This is a genomic window from Actinopolymorpha sp. B17G11 (assembly GCF_040196095.1).
Classification (GTDB): Bacteria; Actinomycetota; Actinomycetes; order Propionibacteriales; family Actinopolymorphaceae; genus Thermasporomyces.
In genome coordinates this window covers 66,174-84,096 of the sequence record NZ_JBEFTW010000030.1, presented here as the reverse complement: position 1 = coordinate 84,096, position 17,923 = coordinate 66,174, and the positions used below count along the sequence as shown (strand labels likewise).

At 70.2% G+C, this 17,923-nt stretch carries 17 protein-coding genes and 1 riboswitch; of the genes, 8 read left to right on the top strand and 9 right to left on the bottom strand.

The window, feature by feature from the left end; all coding sequences use genetic code 11:
• Position 1: 1 nt before the first annotated feature.
• The 7 genes from ABN028_RS26115 to ABN028_RS26085 all read right to left on the bottom strand — a co-directional run bounded on the left by ABN028_RS26115 (position 2) and on the right by ABN028_RS26085 (position 7,992).
• The gene (locus tag ABN028_RS26115) at positions 2-808 is read right to left on the bottom strand and encodes an energy-coupling factor transporter transmembrane component T family protein (protein WP_349698441.1); all 807 of its coding nucleotides are present in this window, start codon (positions 806-808) and stop codon (positions 2-4) included.
• The gene (locus ABN028_RS26110; protein WP_349698440.1) at positions 805-2,370 is read right to left on the bottom strand and encodes an ABC transporter ATP-binding protein; all 1,566 of its coding nucleotides are present in this window, start codon (positions 2,368-2,370) and stop codon (positions 805-807) included. The genes ABN028_RS26115 and ABN028_RS26110 overlap by 4 nt, the downstream gene beginning before the upstream one ends.
• On the bottom strand, positions 2,367-2,996 hold the full coding sequence (locus tag ABN028_RS26105; RefSeq protein ID WP_349328008.1) for an ECF transporter S component: 630 nt from the start codon (positions 2,994-2,996) through the stop codon (positions 2,367-2,369). Before ABN028_RS26105 ends, ABN028_RS26110 begins: the two co-directional genes overlap by 4 nt.
• A 147-nt stretch (positions 2,997-3,143) precedes the next feature.
• Positions 3,144-3,262, bottom strand: a riboswitch (TPP riboswitch).
• Positions 3,263-3,355: 93 nt separating this feature from the next.
• Positions 3,356-3,991, bottom strand: coding sequence for a TIGR03085 family metal-binding protein (locus ABN028_RS26100; RefSeq protein ID WP_349328009.1), 636 nt, complete (start codon positions 3,989-3,991; stop codon positions 3,356-3,358).
• Positions 3,988-7,287 (bottom strand): GH92 family glycosyl hydrolase, encoded by a 3,300-nt coding sequence (locus ABN028_RS26095; protein WP_349698439.1) that lies wholly within the window; start codon positions 7,285-7,287, stop codon positions 3,988-3,990. Before ABN028_RS26095 ends, ABN028_RS26100 begins: the two co-directional genes overlap by 4 nt.
• 49 nt (positions 7,288-7,336) lie before the next feature.
• Positions 7,337-7,537 (bottom strand): DUF6186 family protein, encoded by a 201-nt coding sequence (locus ABN028_RS26090; RefSeq protein WP_349328011.1) that lies wholly within the window; start codon positions 7,535-7,537, stop codon positions 7,337-7,339.
• Positions 7,534-7,992 (bottom strand): hypothetical protein, encoded by a 459-nt coding sequence (locus ABN028_RS26085; protein WP_349698438.1) that lies wholly within the window; start codon positions 7,990-7,992, stop codon positions 7,534-7,536. Before ABN028_RS26085 ends, ABN028_RS26090 begins: the two co-directional genes overlap by 4 nt.
• Before the next feature lie 67 nt (positions 7,993-8,059).
• Between ABN028_RS26085 and hisI the strand changes: the two genes are divergently transcribed.
• The 4 genes from hisI (at position 8,060) to ABN028_RS26065 (ending at position 11,037) form a co-directional block, all read left to right on the top strand.
• Positions 8,060-8,464 carry a phosphoribosyl-AMP cyclohydrolase gene (gene hisI, locus ABN028_RS26080; protein ID WP_349698437.1) on the top strand — a complete coding sequence of 135 codons (405 nt, stop codon included), beginning with the start codon at positions 8,060-8,062 and terminating at the stop codon, positions 8,462-8,464.
• A gap of 2 nt (positions 8,465-8,466) precedes the next feature.
• Positions 8,467-9,966: an anthranilate synthase component I gene (locus ABN028_RS26075; protein ID WP_349698459.1), complete on the top strand. Its 1,500-nt coding sequence runs from the start codon at positions 8,467-8,469 to the stop codon at positions 9,964-9,966.
• Positions 9,963-10,652 (top strand): Trp biosynthesis-associated membrane protein, encoded by a 690-nt coding sequence (locus ABN028_RS26070; protein WP_349328014.1) that lies wholly within the window; start codon positions 9,963-9,965, stop codon positions 10,650-10,652. The genes ABN028_RS26075 and ABN028_RS26070 overlap by 4 nt, the downstream gene beginning before the upstream one ends.
• Positions 10,653-10,743: 91 nt before the next feature.
• Entirely contained in the window at positions 10,744-11,037 is a 294-nt protein-coding gene (locus ABN028_RS26065) for an HGxxPAAW family protein (RefSeq protein WP_349698436.1), read from the top strand.
• 16 nt (positions 11,038-11,053) lie between these two features.
• Here the strand turns inward: ABN028_RS26065 and ABN028_RS26060 are convergent, their stop codons facing one another.
• Both ABN028_RS26060 and ABN028_RS26055 read right to left on the bottom strand, forming a co-directional pair.
• The gene (locus ABN028_RS26060) at positions 11,054-12,154 is read right to left on the bottom strand and encodes a Gfo/Idh/MocA family protein (protein WP_349698435.1); all 1,101 of its coding nucleotides are present in this window, start codon (positions 12,152-12,154) and stop codon (positions 11,054-11,056) included.
• 6 nt (positions 12,155-12,160) lie between these two features.
• Positions 12,161-12,751: a P-loop nucleotide/nucleoside kinase family protein gene (locus ABN028_RS26055; protein ID WP_349328017.1), complete on the bottom strand. Its 591-nt coding sequence runs from the start codon at positions 12,749-12,751 to the stop codon at positions 12,161-12,163.
• A 92-nt stretch (positions 12,752-12,843) separates the two neighbouring features.
• Between ABN028_RS26055 and ABN028_RS26050 the strand changes: the two genes are divergently transcribed.
• The 4 genes from ABN028_RS26050 (at position 12,844) to ABN028_RS26035 (ending at position 17,902) form a co-directional block, all read left to right on the top strand.
• Positions 12,844-13,299 (top strand): Lrp/AsnC family transcriptional regulator, encoded by a 456-nt coding sequence (locus ABN028_RS26050; protein WP_349328018.1) that lies wholly within the window; start codon positions 12,844-12,846, stop codon positions 13,297-13,299.
• 192 nt (positions 13,300-13,491) lie between these two features.
• Positions 13,492-14,382, top strand: a complete 891-nt coding sequence (ddaH, locus tag ABN028_RS26045; RefSeq protein WP_349698434.1) for a dimethylargininase — start codon at positions 13,492-13,494, stop codon at positions 14,380-14,382.
• A complete protein-coding gene (gene rocD, locus ABN028_RS26040; protein WP_349328020.1) occupies positions 14,379-15,617 on the top strand; it encodes an ornithine--oxo-acid transaminase in 1,239 nt (412 codons plus the stop codon). Before ddaH ends, rocD begins: the two co-directional genes overlap by 4 nt.
• Before the next feature lie 191 nt (positions 15,618-15,808).
• On the top strand, positions 15,809-17,902 hold the full coding sequence (locus ABN028_RS26035; RefSeq protein ID WP_349698433.1) for a GxGYxYP domain-containing protein: 2,094 nt from the start codon (positions 15,809-15,811) through the stop codon (positions 17,900-17,902).
• The last annotated feature ends 21 nt before the right edge of the window (positions 17,903-17,923 follow it).

Here is a 17,923-nt window from a genome sequence, read left to right as displayed (position 1 = left end):
GTCACCAGAACAGGAACCGCCAGGTTCCCAGGCCGAGGCTGAACGCCGTCGCGCCGACCATCACCGCGACCGTCGCGAGGAAGAACACGCCGTCGGCCGCTCGGAGGGGTTGTGGTCGGGCAAGCGTCCGACCGTGCTCGCCAGTGAACCCCCGCGACTCCATCGCCGTCGCCAACCGGATCGCCCGCCTGATCGCGCAGACCAGGAGAGCGAAGACCCCGGAGGCGAAGAGCCGGACCCTGCGTAGCGGTGATCGGCCGGGGTCGATCCCACGCGCGCGCCGGGCCAGCATCAGGGTGCGCCACTCGTCGCCCAGGACCGGCACGAGTCGCCACGCGGCAAGGGCGCCGAACGTGAAGCGTGGTGGCGTACGCAGGTGCTGGACGAGCGCGTCGGCGAGCTCCGTCGGATCGGTGGAGGCGAACACCACGACTCCCGGGAGAGCGATCGCCAGGATCCGGAGGCTGATCGCGAGGGCCGCGAGCGCACTCTCGGTGGTCACCAGGAGCGGCCCGGCGTCCAGGAGGGGAGCCCCACCCTGGCGGTCGGTGAACAGCAGTGTCGAGGCCGCGAGCCCACCGGTCAGGAGGATCAGCAGCCAGAGCCTTCGCAGGAAGACCCGCCACCTGACACCGGCCGCCGAGACCGCGGCGAGTTCGGCGGCGAGCACGAGCGCAGGTGTCACGGCGTCACCGGTGAAGAGCAGGCCGACCATGACGATCGTGGCCGCCGCGAGTTTGGTGACGGGGTTGAGGCGCCCGAGCAGGGCCTTCGGGTTGGCGACGATCGGCTCCGCCAGCACACTCATGCGCATTCTCGCTTCGCTGCCATCCGCTGGTCGCTCTCGTGGACAAGCCGTCCCGCCCGCATCTCGAGCGTGCGGTCGGCGAAGGCCGCTACAAAGTCCGCGTCGTGGCTCACGAAGGTCACCGCATGTCCTTCGTCGCGCAGGTTCGCCAGCAGGTCGAGCAGTTCGAGCCAGGTGCTCCTGTCCTGTCCGAACGTCGGCTCGTCGAGCACCAGTGCCGCCGGCCCGGTCGCGAGAGCGGTGGCGACGGAGAGGCGCCGCTTCTCTCCACCGGAGAGGGTGAACGGGTTGGCGGCGGCGAGATGCGCGAGCCGCAGGCGGTCCAGCAGGTCGTCGACGCGCGACGTCACCTCGCCGGGGGAGCAACCGATGAGCCGGGGACCGAGCGCCAGCTCGGCGCGGACGGTTGAGGTGAGGAACTGGTGCTCGGGGTCCTGGAAGACGGTGCCCATCGCGCGGACGAGCTCCGTCGCCCGCCAGGTGTGCAGCGGTGAGTCGCCACTCTGCCGCTGGAACAGCCGACGTCGGGCAGCCGTCCACCGGGGGTCTAGCCCGGCCCGGAGGTACAACGACGGCATGGCACGGACGTGGCCCGCCGACGGAGGCAGCAGCCCGGCGAGCAGCATCGCGAGGGTGGACTTGCCGGACCCGTTGGTACCGGTGAGCGCGAGTGCCTCGCCGGCGTGGAGCCGTACGTTCGCGTCGACCAGCGCGGGCCGGCCGGCGGCGGGATAGGTGTGGGTCAGCCCCTCCGCTGCCAGCAGCGGTTCGGTGGCGGGTTCCGGTGCGCGCCGCCGAGGCGGCCGGTGCCCTGGAACCCACACCCCTGCGGCGGCCAGCCTCTCGCCCTGGGTGGCGAAGACCTGCGCCGGTTCGCCGTCGGCGAGGACACCACCGCCGGCGCGCAGGACCACGACCCGGGAGACGAGCGGCAGCCAGTCGTCCACCCGGTGGTCGACGACGATCAGGGTGCTGCCGCGAGCCGCGACGACCCGTTCGACCGCCGTACGCACAAGGGCGGCGCCGTCCGGGTCGAGGTTCGCCGTGGGTTCGTCGAGCAGCAGGAGGGCGGGAGAGAGCGCCATGACGCCGGCGAGGACCAGGCGCTGTTTCTCGCCACCGGACAGCTGACCGGTGGGCTGGTCCCGGTCGTACGGGAACCCGGTGAGTTTCAGTGCCTCCTCGACCCGCGGCCAGATCGCGGGTGTCGGCACTCCGCGGTTCTCCAACCCGAACGCCACGTCGTCGCCGGCCCGGGCCATGACCAGCTGGCTCTCCGGATCCTGGAACGCGATGCCGACCCGCTCCCGTACCTCCCTCGGCGGAGCCCCGCCGACGGTGAGGGCGCCCTCGACCTCGCCTGCCTGTTCGGGGTCGAGGAGTCCGGCAAGGGCCGTGAGAAGCGTGCTCTTGCCCGCGCCGGACGCGCCCGCGAGCAGGATCCGTTCCCCGGGCTCGACGGTGAGGTCGAGCCCGCGGACGGCCCACGCCTGCCGACCGGCATGGCGGTAGCCCCAGGCGCGGGCGCGGACGCCCAGGGCCGCTGGGTGCGCCGGTGTCATGTCGTGGACTGCTCGCGCCCCGCGGCGAACGGTGCGAGGACACCGGTGCTGGCCAGCGCGCGCACGAGCACATAGCTACCCACTCCGGCCAGGGCGACGGTGCTGGCCACGACCAGGACGCCGTAGGCGAGCATCCACGCCGGTGCCCACGCGGCGTTGTAGAGGATGTTGTCGAGGACGGCTGGTACCAGCCCGGCCGTCAGACCTGCGACCAACGCGGCCGGCAGCCGCCAGGACCGGTAGCGCAGCGCCGCGAATCCCAGCTCCGCGCCCATACCTTGCACCAGCCCGTACACCACGATCATCAGCGGGGCGGGCGCGCCGAAGAACACCGAGACGGTGGCGGCGACGAGTTCGGTGAACACCGACGCACCGGGCTTGCGGATGACCAGGCCGCCGAGCACACCGGGAACGAGCCACATGCCGTAGAGCACCGCCTGGGCGGGGGGAAACCAGGTGAACGCTGGAGCGGTCGCGGCCCACAGTGCGTTCCACCCGGCGAACACCACACCGAACGCGGCAGCGAGCACGGCCGCCACGATGATGTCGACGGTCCGCCAGCGAAGGCGGGTGGTGGGTGGGGAGTCGAGGCGACCGGTCGGGGTCTCGGTGGAGTCATGGGACATGGCGTTGCCCTCCCTGCTCGTGCAGAACCCTGCCCACGCAGAGCCTGCTCACGCAGATGACGGGCGACCGCGTCCTGCCGGATCCGTTCGGGCGCAACAACGCACCTGCTCGTGGGGTCCGAGTCAGGTGCGTACGTCACGTTGCCGTGGCCGGACAGACCGACTTCCTGCGCTGGAATTACCCAGATCAGGTTCGAGGGTCTGCGGGTGTGCCAGTTTGCGTGGCCCCGCACTCTCAGCGCTTCCGCGCTCCCCTGTCGTCTGCTGCTTTGTCGCTGGTTACATCATTGGGTCGACGCGTCGATGCGGCGACCTGACCCGGAGGCTAGCACGACGCCCGCGACCAGTCAGGACACGCGCTAGAAACCGAGCGGAGCCTGGGCGAGAGCCTCGACGGCGGCGTCAGGTCCGCTGGTCTCGACCAGGGCGACATCCTTGCGTCCCCACATGTAGAGCGCGATTTCGCTCGGCTTTCCCGCGAGCACGGCGGTGGGCTCCCCGTTGCGTACGCGGACGGTGGAGCCGTTGGGACGGACCACGAGTAGACCGACGGCACAGCGGCGGAACAGGAACCGGCCCGGCCCGGTGACCCGGCGCCACAGTGTCTCCTCCAGGTCGGCCGGCAACTCGCGTGGCTCCCAGTCCGGCCTGGCCCGGCGGACGTCCTCGTGGTGGACGTAGAACTCCATCGTGTTGGCCGCCTCGTCGATGCCATGGATCCGCATCGGTGACCAGCGAGGTGGGCCCTTCCGGAACCGGTCGACGACCTCGGTGTAGCCGAGTCGCCGCACCATTGCGTCCATCGTCGTCTTCGTACGACCTGCCAGTGGGCCAATCACCATGCCGGCCGCGGCCACGACGTCGCTCTCCCGGATGACGAGATGCGCCACGAGATCGCTGGTCGTCCAGCTACCGCACAGCGTGGGGGCGTCGGGACCGACCTCGAAGAGGAGGTCGGCCAGCGCCTGGCGTTCGGTCCGGGCGTGGTCGCTCATGCCTCGATCCTAGTGTTCGACCCGCTCGCGGCCGGCTCGGCGAGGAGCTCGATCTGGGCAAGGGCGAACGGCTTGCCGTCGCCGCCGGTGAACTCGAACCGGTAGTGCGTGCAGGCCGCCGGCCGTGCGAGGGCGAACACCCGGGTCTGCGAGCGCCACCGGAACTCCTCGTCCGTACGCGTGTCGAGCACGTCCCACCCCACACCGTCTCGCGAGCCCTTGACCACCCACGCGCTCGGGTCACGTCCCACGGATGCCGAGGTGAGGGTGTAGAGCTCGACCTGCGTCGCGCTGTCAACCTCGCATTGCACCCAGGCGTCGGGTCGGTCGAACCCGACGTCCACACTCGCCGTGTCGTCGAACAACCGCGCCGCCACGATCCCCGGGCCGGCGGTGACCTCGCCAGCAGTCGTGATGTCAACGAGGGGTTGCGGCAGGGCGCCGGTCGCCGTCAGTGACGGCGGCGCGCTGCGCGGATCCGTGCCCCACGTGGACGGTCGTGATCCCATCACGAACTCCAGCACCGCTCCCTCGGCGAGCAGGTCGTGGGGGAGCGTCGTCGCGTCGTACGCCTCACCATTGACGGTCAACGACTGTACGTAGGGAGTTTCCGGGCCGTTGCCGGGTGCACTGACGACCAGGCGGCGGCCATTCTCGAGATGGATCGTGGCCCTGGTGAAGAGCGGCGAACCGACGGCATACGCCGGTCTGCCCACCTGCAGAGGGTAGAGGCCGAGGGCGCTGAACACCTGCCAGGCCGACATCTCGCCGTTGTCCTCGTCGCCCGGGTAGCCCTGGCCGATCTCGCTGCCGAGATAGAGCCGGGCGAGGACGTCGCGCACCTTCTCCTGAGTCTTCCACGGCTGGCAGGCGTTGAGGTACATGTACGCGATGTGGTGGGCCGGCTGGTTGCTGTGGCCGTACATTCCCATGCGTACGTCCCGCGCCTCGGTCATCTCGTGGATGACCTGGGAGTACCACCCCTTGACCTCCTCGGCTCCGGTCTCAGGTGTCGCGAAGAACTCGTCGAGCTTGGCCGCCAGCTTCTCCCTTCCCCCGTAGAGATTCGCGAGACCCTCCCCGTCGTGTGGGGCGTGGAAGGCCATGTTCCACGCGTTGGTCTCGGTGTAGTCGAAGCCCCAGATCCGTGGGTCGAACTCCTCAGGCGACAACCGCCGCCGGCCGTCGGCGAGCCTGCCCTGGAAGAATCCCACCGCCGGGTCGAAGAGGTGGACGTACCCTCGCGCCCGCCGGGAGAAGTACGCCTGCTCGGCCAGGTAGCGGTCCCGGCGCGGATCGTCGCCTTCGCAGCGTTCGGCCAGCTTCCCGGCCATCATCGCGATGCCGAAGTCGTTGATGTAGCCGTCCATCGCCCACGACATCGCCTCGTGGGTCGACTCGTCGGCGGTGTAGCCGAGGAAGCGGGAGCTGTCGATGCCCTTCCGGCCCACATGGTCGTTCGGCGGGCGCACGGTGGCGTTCTTCAGCGCGGCGTCGTAGGCCGTCTCGACGTCGAAACCCGTGACGCCCTTGACGAACGCGTCGGCGAACGCCACGTCGGAGCTCGTCCCGACCATCAGATCGGCGTAGCCGGGTGAGGACCAGCGCGAGATCCAGCCGCCGTCGCGGTACTGCTGCAGGAAACCGTCGACCAGTTCGCCCGCCAGACTCGGCGTGAGGAGGGCGTACGCCGGCCAGGTGGTGCGGTAGGTGTCCCAGAACCCGTTGTTCACATGGACCTTCCCGGGCACGACCCGGGCGCCGGTGGAGGTCGGCGTGCTCGGTGGCGTGGTGACCGAGGACTGGACCGCGTGGGCGTAGACCGGTTCGGCCGCCGTCCCGATGTTCTCGTACGCGGAGTTGGGATAGAGGAAGAGCCGGTACAGGTTCGAGTAGAGCGTCACCAGTTGGTCCTCGCTGGCGCCTTCCACCTCGATGACGGCGAGCTTCTCGTCCCACTGTCGCTGTGCGCGCTCGCGGACGCCCTCGAACGTCTCGTCCGGGCCGAGCTCCAGCGCGAGGTTGCGTTCGGCCTGTTCGAGGCTGATGAGCGAGGTCGCGATCCGCATGGTGACCGTCTTGTCGGTGGAGGTGTCGAAGCGCACGTAGCCGCTGGCGTCGCGGCGCTCACCGGTGCCGGTCGGCCGCCCACTCGCCACGACCGGGTGGTCGAACGACGCAACGACGAACATCCGGGTCGCGCCGTTGGAGAGCCGGCTGCGTACGTCGGTGAACCCGGTGACCACGTTGCGCCCGGGGTGCACCATCACGCCCGCGTCGGCGTTCACGTTGTCGAAGAGCAGGGTCGACGTGTCGCCCGGAAAGGTGAACCGGAACATCGCCGCATGGTCGGCCGGCGCGATCTCGGTCCTGATGCCGTTGTCGAACGTCACCGCGTAGTAGTGGGGTCGGGCGATCTCGGCGTCGTGCCCGAACGCGAGCGCCCGCGCGGAGCGGTCACCGTCTGGCTCACCCTCGGCGCTTGACGGCATCACCTGGAACGTCTGCCGGTCGCCCATCCACGGACTCGTCTGGTGGCTCAGTGCGAACGCCTGCAGCTCCGGCCGGTTGTCGGCGTTGTTCGCGCGGTGGTATTCGTACACCCAGGTCAGGGATCCGGCGTCGGTCACCGGCGTCCAGAAGTTGAAGCCGTGCGGCACGGCGGTCGCCGGAATCGTGTTGCCGCGGGAGAACTCCGCACTGGAGTGGGTGCCCCTGGTCGTGACCACCTGGTCGGAGGGGCGGGCCGGTGGTGGCGTCCTCGGCCGCTCGTCGAGTCCGATGGCGTCGACCCAACCCGAGACGCTGCCGGGTCCCACCGGAGCGTCGTAACCGACGAGGACGGCGCGGACGGTGCGCCCGGCGGCGACGTCACCGATCCGCGCGTACCGGTAGTTCCACTGGTCCACCGAGAGTGTCCGCGCCTCGCCCTGCTCGCGCGGGCCGAGGACGACGCCGTGCTGGTCCCGGACGCCCAGGTCACTGAGCCGGGTGCCGTCACCGAACTCGAGGTCGACGGCGGTGAAGGTCGCGAGATACCGCAGGTCGCCTGGGGCGAAGTCCGGGAGGAGGACGTAGGACAGCACGGTGTCGGTCGTCACCTCGACGTCGACCTCGAACAACCGGGCGGCCGCGCCGGAGCAGACCGCGCTCCCCTCGAAGCGGTACGCCTGCCGGCTGGTGAACCCCACGCCTGCCTTCGCCGCCGGCGCAGAAGCCGGCCCGCCGCCACCACCACCGAAGGCCCGCAGCTCGCCGGGTTGCCCGCTCGTCGATGTCGGAATCGGTGTCTCCATGGTCGGTCAGCCTGCCACGAGTGCCGCGGCCTCCCGTTCCGGGTCGGCTTCAGCGGGCCAGGGCGTGCCAGCCCAACCAGGCCCAGCCGCAGAGTACGAGGATCCGGACCTCCGCACGCACCATCACGTGGGCGAGGGCCTCTCCGAGGGTGGCCAGCTGCACTCGGTGGATCCGCGCCAGGATGACCAGGGAGCAGGCGAGCAGCAACAGCACCACGAAGCCGGCGATCACGACGAGCCGGGTGGTCACGGTCGCGCCAATCGAAGCCCCGCACCGAGCCACGCGAGCCAGGCGACGAACCGTACCGGCCGCAGCTCCAGCAGCGGATCCAGCAGGACCGACAAGGTGGGGTAGTCGGCGCTGCTGACGTTCCATGCCGGCTGGTGAACGAAGGCGTACGCCTCCCACCCGAGCGCGGCCGCGAGCAGGACCGCCCAGCAGATGACCGCCCGCCGCAGCCGTGGCGTGGCCACGCGTCGCCGCGTCCGCGTCCCGGTTGGTGCCCGGGACCTGGTCCGGCGCAACGCCAGGATGCCGACGCCCAGCGCTGTGGTGACGACGAGTGCGGTCGACGGCCAGGTGTGCGGACGAAGGCCCGATCCGAGCCACGCGAGCACGACGACCGCCGCCACCACCAGCACGCTGCCGAGCACCGGCCATCGGCCGCTCAGGTGCACCTGCGTCGGAGCTGGCTCGGTGGTCACGTTTCCATGATGCGTCCGGGTGCACCCGGGCCGGAAGCCGTCCGACCCACCGGCGAGAATGGCGGCCATGCCCGGTGACACACCGCTCGCACCCTCCAGCGGGCTCGACCCCGAGATCGCGGCACGTCTCTCGCGCGACGCCCAGGGACTCGTTGTCGCGGTCGTCCAGCGCCACGACTCCGGCGAGGTCCTGATGGTGGGCTGGATGGACGACGAGGCGCTGCACCGCACCCTCACGACCGGGCGTACGACGTTCTGGAGCCGGAGCCGCCGGACGTACTGGGTCAAAGGCGAGACTTCCGGGCACCGCCAGTGGGTCAAGGAGGTACGCCTTGACTGCGACGGCGACAGCATCTTGGTCAAGGTCGACCAGGAGGGACCGGCCTGCCACACCGGGGACCGCACGTGCTTCGACGCCGACCTGCTGGATGCCGTCGTCGGCGTACCCACCCCGCAGGGAGTGCCCCGGTGACGATGCTCGGTACGACAAACCCCGATCTGGCGGGATTCCGCGACCTTGCCCGGAACCTGCGGGTCATCCCGGTCACCCGGAGGTTGCTCGCCGACGCGGAGACGCCGCTCGGTGTCTATGCCAAGCTCGCCCGCGACGAGCCGGGAACCTTCCTGCTCGAGTCCGCCGAACAGGGTGGGGTGTGGGGGCGCTATTCGTTCGTGGGCGTCCATTCCGCCGCCACCCTGACCGAGCGCGATGGTGCCGCGCACTGGCTCGGCACCCCACCGGTCGGCCTGCCCGAAGGCGGAGACCCGCTCGAAGCGGTCCGGGAGACGCTCACCCGTCTGCACACGCCGCACCTTCCCGACCTGCCGCCGCTCACCGGAGGTCTGGTGGGTTACATCGGCTACGACGCCGTACGCCGGCTCGAACGCCTGCCCGACCTCACCACCGACGACCTGCACCTTCCTGAGCTCTCGCTCATGCTGGCCACGGACCTCGCCGTTCTCGACCACGAGGACGGCACGCTGCTCCTGATCGCCAACGCCGTGAACTGGGACGACAGTCCCGAGCGGGTCGACGAGGCGTGGGCCGACGCGGTAGAGCGGCTCGACACGATGACCAAGGCCCTCAGCCAGCCGACGCCGTCGTTCGTCGCGGCCGCTGACCTGCAGGCCGATCCGGCGTACGAACGGCGCCGGACTCAGGCCGAGCACATGGCGGCGGTCGAGCGGGCGAAGGAGGAGATCCGCGCCGGTGAGGCATTCCAGGTCGTCGTGTCCCAGCGCTTCGAACGCCGGACGACGGCGCGCGCCTTCGACATCTACCGCGTGCTGAGGTTCTCGAACCCGTCGCCCTACATGTACCTCCTGCGCTACGACGACTTCGACATCGTGGGGTCGAGCCCCGAGGCGCTCGTGACCGTGACCGGCGAGAAGGCGATGACGCATCCGATCGCGGGCACCCGACCCCGCGGCAGCACCCCAGAACACGACCACGCCCTGGAAGTCGAGCTGCTCGCGGATGCGAAGGAACGCGCCGAGCACCTCATGCTGGTCGACCTCGGCCGCAATGACCTCGGCCGCGTCTGCGCGCCCGGGACCGTCGAGGTCGTCGACTTCATGACGGTCCGCCGCTACAGCCACGTGATGCATCTGGAGTCGACGGTCGTCGGGCGCCTGGCCGAGGACAGGACGGCGTTCGACGCGTTGTGCGCCTGCTTCCCGGCGGGGACGCTGTCGGGCGCGCCGAAGCCCCGGGCGATGGAGATCATCGAGGAGCTCGAGCCGACCCGCCGGGGGCTCTACGGCGGCGTCGTCGGCTATCTCGACTTCGCGGGAGACCTCGACGCCGCCATCGCCATTCGTACCGCCCTGCTGCGCGAGGGTGTGGCCTACGTCCAGGCCGGCGGCGGCATCGTCGCCGACTCCGACCCACTCGCCGAGGACGCCGAGACCCGAAGCAAGGCGGCGGCGGCCCTGCGGGCCGTGGCGGTCGCGGAGACGTTCACGCAGCCATGACGCCCCGGCGGGAGATGACGGTCGCACTCGTCCTGGTCCTGGCGGGTGCCGCGCTGGCGTTGTTCGCGGCGGGTCGTACGTGGGTGAGTGCCGAGTGGGCAGTCCCCGACTACCCGGCCGTTCGGGTGATGGTGGGTGGGGTAGAGGCCGCACCCCTCGTCCGCGCCGCCGGCCTGGTCGGGCTGGCCGGGCTCCTGGCGGTACTCGCCACCCGCCGGTCCGCCCGGCGGATCGTGGGCGTCGTGCTCGTCCTCACCGGTGTGGCGATGGTGGCGGCCTGCGTGGCGTTCTGGCTCCAGGACTCCGCGATCGCCGACAACGCGCTCGCGACGGCGGTGGGGGACCCGACCCTCACCGTGCACGCGTCGGCGCGGGCGACGAGCGGCTGGCCGGTGGCCGGCTGCGTGGCCGGCGTACTTGTCACCGTCGGTGGTCTGTCGACCGCACTCGGTGGTTCCCGCTGGCCCGCGATGGGCAGCCGGTACGACGCGCCGGGTGGCTCCGGGGTGGCCCGCTCCACCAGACCGGCCCACTCCACCAGACCGGACGGCGCCACCGAGTCGTCTCGCGCCACCAGCGCAGCGCGGGCAACCGGGTCGGCACCGCCGGAGCGGTCCAGCCATCCAGTGGCCGATGATGCCTGGGCCGCTCTTGACCGGGGCGAGGACCCGACCACCCGCGGCTGAGGACCACCCCGCCGTGATCGCCGCCCCCTGGGCCGGCCGATCTGGGACGCGGGAGACAATGATGAAGGCAACGGGCGAAGGAGAGGTACGAATGTCGGACGCACCGGGCGGCTCGATTCACCCAGGTCACGGCAACAGTCCAGCGGCCTGGACGACCGTCACGATCATCTTCCTCGGCTCCGTGGTGGCCGGTGTGGCTGTCGTCATGGCGGAGTGGTGGCTGTTCTTCGTCGGTGCGGTCGGCGTGCCGTTGGTGGGTCTGGTGATCGGAAAGATCCTCTCGAGCGCCGGCCTGGGCACCGGCCGACCGCCGCGCTACAGCGCCGAGGACGTCGCGCATGCGGGTGCCCGGAAGTCCCGGGAGGAAGGCGCCGAGACCTCCTGACGGCCACGCTCGCCGGTCAGAGTGCGACGGCGCGTCGCTCCTGCGAAGAGCGCCCGATCGCCTCGATGAGGCGGTGGCGTCGAAGTGCCTGGGCGAAGTCAGGGTCGTAGGGTTCGCCGTCGCGTAACGCATGGGCGATGCGGTGGTAGGCCTGTGCCACGTTCCACGGGCTGCCCGCCGGAGTGTCGCCCGGGATCGGTGTGTAGCGCGCCGGCGGGGTGAGCTCGGTCATCGGGTCCGAGCCACGCGCGCCAACAAGCTGGTTGGGGCCGATCTGGGCAGACGGGCCGGTGAGAACCAGACTCCCCTCGCTGCCGTGGATCTCGATCCGCGTGCCGGTCGGGTTCGTCGGCACGGTGGCGACCTGGAAAGCGACCTCGGCGTCACCCACCAGGCGACCGGCCACGCTGATGCTGTCGGGAGCGGTGACGCGGACCTCTTCACCGGTGTCGGTGTGCCGCCAGTGCCGTATCCGGGTCGCCACCCGCGCCGACACCTCCGCGAACTCGCCCAGCAGGAAGCACAGCGCGTCGATGGTGTGGCCACCGGGGATGGTGAGCGGGTTCGCCCCGTTCGCGAGGTCGGCCTGCCAGATACGTCCCGTGCCCCGCTCGGTGATCGCCTGGGGTTTGACCGTGACGTTCGCGACCAACACCTCACCGACGTAGCCGTCCGCGATGAGGTCGCGGGCATACCTGACGTGGGAGTCGCTGCGCGCCTGGAGCCCCACCATCGTGCGCAGTGACCGCTCACGGGCGGCGTCGGCCATCTCCTGGGCCTCGGTGAGATTGGCGCCAAGTGGCCACTCGCAGAAGACCGGCTTCCCGGCGCGCAGTCCGGCCATCACCAGGTCACGGTGCCAGGGCACACGGACCACGACAGCAACGAGGTCGACGTCCGGGTGGGCCACCATCTCGTCGATGTCGTGGAACGCCAACTCGGCGCCGAACGCCTGTGCAGATGCCCGGGCAGTGCCTTCGCGGGAGGTACAGACAGCCTTGAGTTCGAACTCGGGAAGGGCCTGCAGCGCGGGCACGTGCGCATTGGCTCCCCAGCCGCTGCCGCCGGTCGTGACGGTGGCACCCACGATCCCGACGCGGACTGGTGTGGTTGCCATGGCTCGTCAACCTCCTGGATGTGGGCTTCGACCATTCTCCCAAGACTGGTCCGAGGACTCGCACCAGGCGGCCAGCTGGTCGACGTCGACGTCGCCGCTTGTGTCGACCCTGCGGACGGGGCCGAGCGCCAGTGGTTGCCCGTGTTCCACCATCCGCGCCCACTCCTCGCTGTGGCTCATCAGGGCGCCGTGGATCGGGTGGGACGACTCCGCCCGCGCGACGTACCGCGACCAGGCAAGCTCGGGTGAGACGTCACACCACACCTCCACCGGGCAGCTGACGCCGGCGTGGGTGAGGCCCGCTTGCACGAGCGGGCGGACGTCCGCCCGCCAGGAGCTCTCCAGGACCGCTCCGGCCGATGCGTACGCCAGCAGGGACCACATGGTCTCGCTCGCGGCTCGTCCCAGGGCGGCGTTCCACTGCCGTTGTGTCCGGCCGTCCGGTGAGGCGACGCCGAGCACGTCGGCATGCGTCTCCTTGATGACATCCTTGCTCAACAGCGGGAGGCCGAGCGCCCGCGCGAGCTTCGGGGCGAGCGTCGACTTGCCCGCGGCGGGTAGGCCATTGACCAGGACGACGAGCCGGCGCGGAGACATGACCCGCAGACTAGGGGAACACCCCTTGAGCGACCATGTGCGGCAGGTTCGGTTGCCACGGTCGACCGCGATCCCGCGAAGGAGCGTGACCTGTGCGGCTTGACACCCTCGACGAACGGATCGTCTCGCTCCTCCTCGACGACGGTCGGGCGAGCTTCGCCGACATCGGCGCCAAGGTGGGCCTGTCGGCGCCCGCGGTGAAGCGCCGGGTCGACCGGCTGCGCCAGTCGGGCGCGATCACCGGTTTCACGGCGAAGGTCGAACCGGAGGCGCTGGGTTGGACGACCGAGGCCTACGTCGAGCTGTACTGCCAGGGCAAGACCTCGCCGACGACGATCCGCGACGGGGTCGCGAGGTTCCCGGAGGTGGTCTCGGCCTGCACGCTCACCGGGGAGGCAGACGCGCTCGTCCACGTGCTCGCGGCCGACATCCGCCACTTCGAGGAGGTGCTGGAACGGATGAACGCCGAACCTTATGTCGTACGCACGAAGAGTGCTCTGGTCCTGACCCGGCTGTTGGACCGGCCAGGTCTCACGCCGGCCGGCTGAGCATTCCCGTCGGACACAATGGACGCGAGCGCTCCCACGCAATGATTCGCTGTCTGTGCCCGAGATGACGCAACGATCCGCTACCTGGAAGGACGTGCCGCGCATTGGATCGCCCCTGGTCGGCGACCTACGCTCATGACGTACGTACGCGAAGGGGCGACGATACGTACGCATCGGGGCAAGGGGGGCGCGATGACCGAGCGTCGTGAGGTCATGCACAGGCAGAGCACGCGGCCGGCGACCCGGCGGCGGTATCTCATGTGCCGGCCGAGGTATTTCACCGTGGCGTACTCCATCAATCCGTGGATGCATCCCGACGACCCGGCCGCTCGCGTGGACGGCGAGCGCGCGCTGGCTCAGTGGGAGACGCTCCGGCAGACCTATGTCGACCTCGGCCACGAGGTGCACCTGATCGACCCGGTGCCCGGCCTTCCCGACATGGTCTTCGCCGCGAACGGCGCCGTCGTCGTCGACGGCCAGGCGTTCGGTCCGCGGTTCCGTCACGTCCAACGGCTGCCCGAGGCGGTGCACTACCTCGCCTGGTTCAAGACCCACGGCACGACGGTGGGGGTGCGCGACACCTACGTGCCCCTGTCGGTCGCCGAAGGCGAGGGTGACTTCCTCACCATGCCCGACCTGATTCTCGCCGGTACCGGTTTCCGGACCGAGCCGGGTGCCCATCGCGAGCTGGCCGAGTTCACCGGTCGCCCGGTGGTGTCCCTCGACCTGGTCGACCCCCGGCTGTACCACCTCGACACGGCACTGGCAGTGCTGGACGAGGAGACGATCGCGTACTACCCACCGGCGTTCTCGCCGGAGAGCCAGGATCGGCTGCGGGAGATGTACCCGCACGCGATCCTCGCCGACGAGGCCGACGCCATGGTCCTCGGGCTGAACGCCGTGTCCGACGGGCGCCACGTCGTCCTCCCGGTCCAGGCGACCAGTCTCGCTCGTCAGGTCGCCGAGCGTGGCTTCGAACCGGTCACGGTCGACGTGTCGGAACTCCGCAAGTCCGGTGGCGGCCCGAAGTGCTGCACGCTCGAGATCCGGCCGGCACGGGAGCGCGAGGAGGAGCGGCGATGATCAGCGACGTGACCTCGCGGGCGGGCGAGGCCATCGGCCTCGCCGAGCGGTACGCCGCGCACAACTACCACCCACTTCCGGTCGTCGTGGCGGAGGCCGAGGGCGCCTGGGTGACCGACGTCGACGGTCGTCGCTACCTCGACTGCCTCGCCGGCTACTCGGCGCTGAACTTCGGTCACCGGCACCCGCTGCTCCTCGCCGCCGCGCGGGAACAGTTGGACCGGGTGACCCTGACCAGCCGGGCGTTCCACCACGACCAGTTCGGGCCGTTCTGCTCCGAGCTCGTCGCGCTCACCGCCACCGCGGGCCTGCCCGACGACGCGATGGTGCTCCCGATGAACACCGGAGCGGAGGCCGTCGAGACCGCGTTGAAACTGGCGCGCAAGTGGGGCTATGAGGTCAAGGGCGTGCCCGACGGAACGGCGAAGGTCATCGTCGCGAGCGGCAACTTCCACGGTCGCACCCTCAGCATCGTGAGCTTCTCCGACGACCCGGACGCACACGACCACTACGGTCCCTACACGCCGGGCTTCGTCACCGTGCCGTACGGAGACGCCGGCGCCCTCGCCGACGCGATCGACGACACGACGGTCGCGGTTCTTCTCGAACCGATTCAGGGTGAGGCCGGCGTCATCGTGCCGCCGGACGGCTACCTGGCCGCGGTACGCCGGGTGTGTACGCAACGCGGTGTGCTGCTTCTCGCCGACGAGATCCAGTCCGGCCTCGGGCGTACCGGCACGACACTCGCCTGCGAACTGGCCGGTGTGGTGCCCGATCTCGTGATTCTCGGCAAGGCATTGGGTGGTGGGATCGTCCCGGTGTCCGCGGTGGTCGGCTCGCGTGAGGTCGTCGGCGTCGTGCGGCCGGGCCAGCACGGGAGCACCTTCGGTGGCAACCCGTTGGCGTGCGCCGTCGGTCGCGCGGTGGTCGGCCTCCTGCGGGAGGGTACGTACCAGGCCCGCGCCCGCGAGCTGGGCGCGGTGATGCACGAGCGCCTGCAGGGCTTGGTGGGTTCCGGGCTCCACGCGGTGCGCGGCGTCGGCCTGTGGGCCGGCCTCGACGTCGACCCGGCCCTCGGCACCGGCCGGGACATCTGCGCGTCGCTCGCTGAGCGGCGTGTGCTCGCCAAGGACACGCACGGCTCCACCATCCGGCTCGCACCGCCCCTGACGGTCGAGCCCGCGGACCTCGACTGGGCACTGGACCAGCTGGCTGACGTCCTGCGTACCCGCTGAGCCCGACCCGTCGGATGGCCCGCCGCAACGCCCGGCGGCCTGCTGTGGCCAACGACCTTGTCGACCCCGCCACCGTCCTCCACAATCTCACTCGACCGGCGACGGGTCCCCGTCGCATCGGACGAACTTCCTTGCATTGTTGAGGATTCGCGCCTGCCCTCCTCAAGGGTCGGGCATGAGAGGTGTGGCATATGCGACCCGAGATCCAGGGCGCGGGGGACGACCGTTCCAGCATTCTTCCTACGCCGTCGCGCCGGTCCGTCCTCGGCGGCATCGCGGTCGGCGTGCTGGCCTCGACCGTCGGCACACAGACCGCGACCGCGGCCACTGGCGGCGGGATCAGTTGGCCGAAAGGCCAGGCCCTCCCGCGCTTCGCCGTGCCGACGCGGCTCGACGCCGCCGACATCACGACGCTCTCGGGCGACGAGAAGCTGTTGCTCGGCACGCTTCAGGGCATCGTCAACCGCACCTCGCCCAGGGTCTACCTCATCGGTGACGACGCGACGGGCGGCGAGGGTCGCACCACCTGGCTGGAAGCCGTGGGCGTTCCCTTCACCATCCACGACAACGCGTGGACGCTGGTGGACGAGTACCACACCACCGCACGCGGCATCATCGTCTACGACCCCGACCTCCCCGACTCGATCAACGTCGCCACCACCCTGGCCGGGCTGGAGAACGCGGTCGTGGCGAGCCCCGCACTGGCCGACCGGCTGACCGGCGACTACGGCTTGCAGGTCCTCGAGGATCTGCGGGGGCGCTTCACCAGTCGGGTCGAGGCGTACACCTGGCAGTTCGACCACCTCTGGTCGCGTACCACGCACCGCATGCTGGTCGGACTTCCGCCACAGCGCGACGTCAACCTGCCGCCCGGTGTGCCGGACGGCTACACCACCTTGGCCAAGGTCGACGCACACGAGCACGACGCCGCCAACCGGCAGGTGTACGAGTTCGACCTGACCGACCACCTCGGCACCGAGGGTGTGTGGGTGCGCTTCGACGACGCGTTCACCGGTGACGGCTGGGGACCCGCCGTCACCGAGGTCGTCCTCACAGCGGACGGGGCCGAGGTCGCGCGGTTCACGCCCGGCACCGACGTCGAGGAGCCGTACCTCTTCGACGCCAACAACTCCCAGACCAGCCTCGGTCCACCGCTACACCGGTTCGCCGACGGCGACCGCTACTTCGTCTACCGGTTCGAGCCGCCGGCGGGTGCTCAGCAGCTCACGCTGTCGGTCGAGATGTGGAACGAGTTCACGCTGTCGGTGACGGGCGTCGAACCGGTGATCCCTGGCCAGGAAGGGTTCGCCTACCTGCGCGACTACGCGGTGGCGAACAAGGCGATGACGTTCTGGCTCGACCCGAACGTGCCGGAGGAGCGGGCCCTGTTCGAGCAGATCATGTCCGACGTCGCGCCGACGACGCCGTACCTCGGCTGGTTCGCGCAGGACATCGCGGGGGAGTTCGGCGGCACCGAGCTCTGCTCCACGCACGGTGTCTACGTGCTCGCGGCGGACTGGTTCGAGAACATGAGCGTCCACTCGGGTGCGAGGGCGCCGATCTCCGACGAGCAGAAGCCAGCGCCGAAGGTCCCGCTGGAGAACAAGATCTACGTCACGTTCACGATGTCCGAAGGTGACAACCTGCAGTACAACGAGCACCGGCTCCGCGTCCTGTGGGACAACCCCGCCCGCGGCGACGTGCCGATCAACTGGACGACCACACCGATTCTGAAGGACGCGGCTCGACACTTCCTCAGCTACTACCAACGCACGGCCACAGAGAACGACCTCCTCGTCGCCGGTCCGTCGGGCGCCGGCTACATCTACCCAAACCCTTGGCCGGACGAGACGTTCGCCACGTTCACCAAGCAGACCCGGCGCTACATGGCCGACACCGGCATGGACATCATGTACGTCCTGAACCGGGTCGATCACGCCGACGTCGACCTCAGCGAGGCGAAGGCCCGTGCCTACGTCGAGGACGTCGGTCCCACCGGGATGCTGCTGAACTGGGGCGGGACGAGCGAGACCTCGTTGCTCCTCGGTCGTACTCCGCTGTCGACCATCCGCGGTGTGGGCGCCGTCGACGAGGCGCAGAACACCTTGGCAGCCGCCCTCGAAGGCTGGGACGGCACCTCGCCCGCGTTCGTCGCTCTCGGCGTCAACGCCTGGAGCGTCACCCCGGAGGACCTGGTGACGGTGACCGGGTCGCTGGGTCCGGAGTTCCGCGTGGTGCGAGGCGACCAGTACTTCGACCTGGTGGCGACGGCGCTCGACGCCTGAGCCGGTCAGCGCATCGCCTGG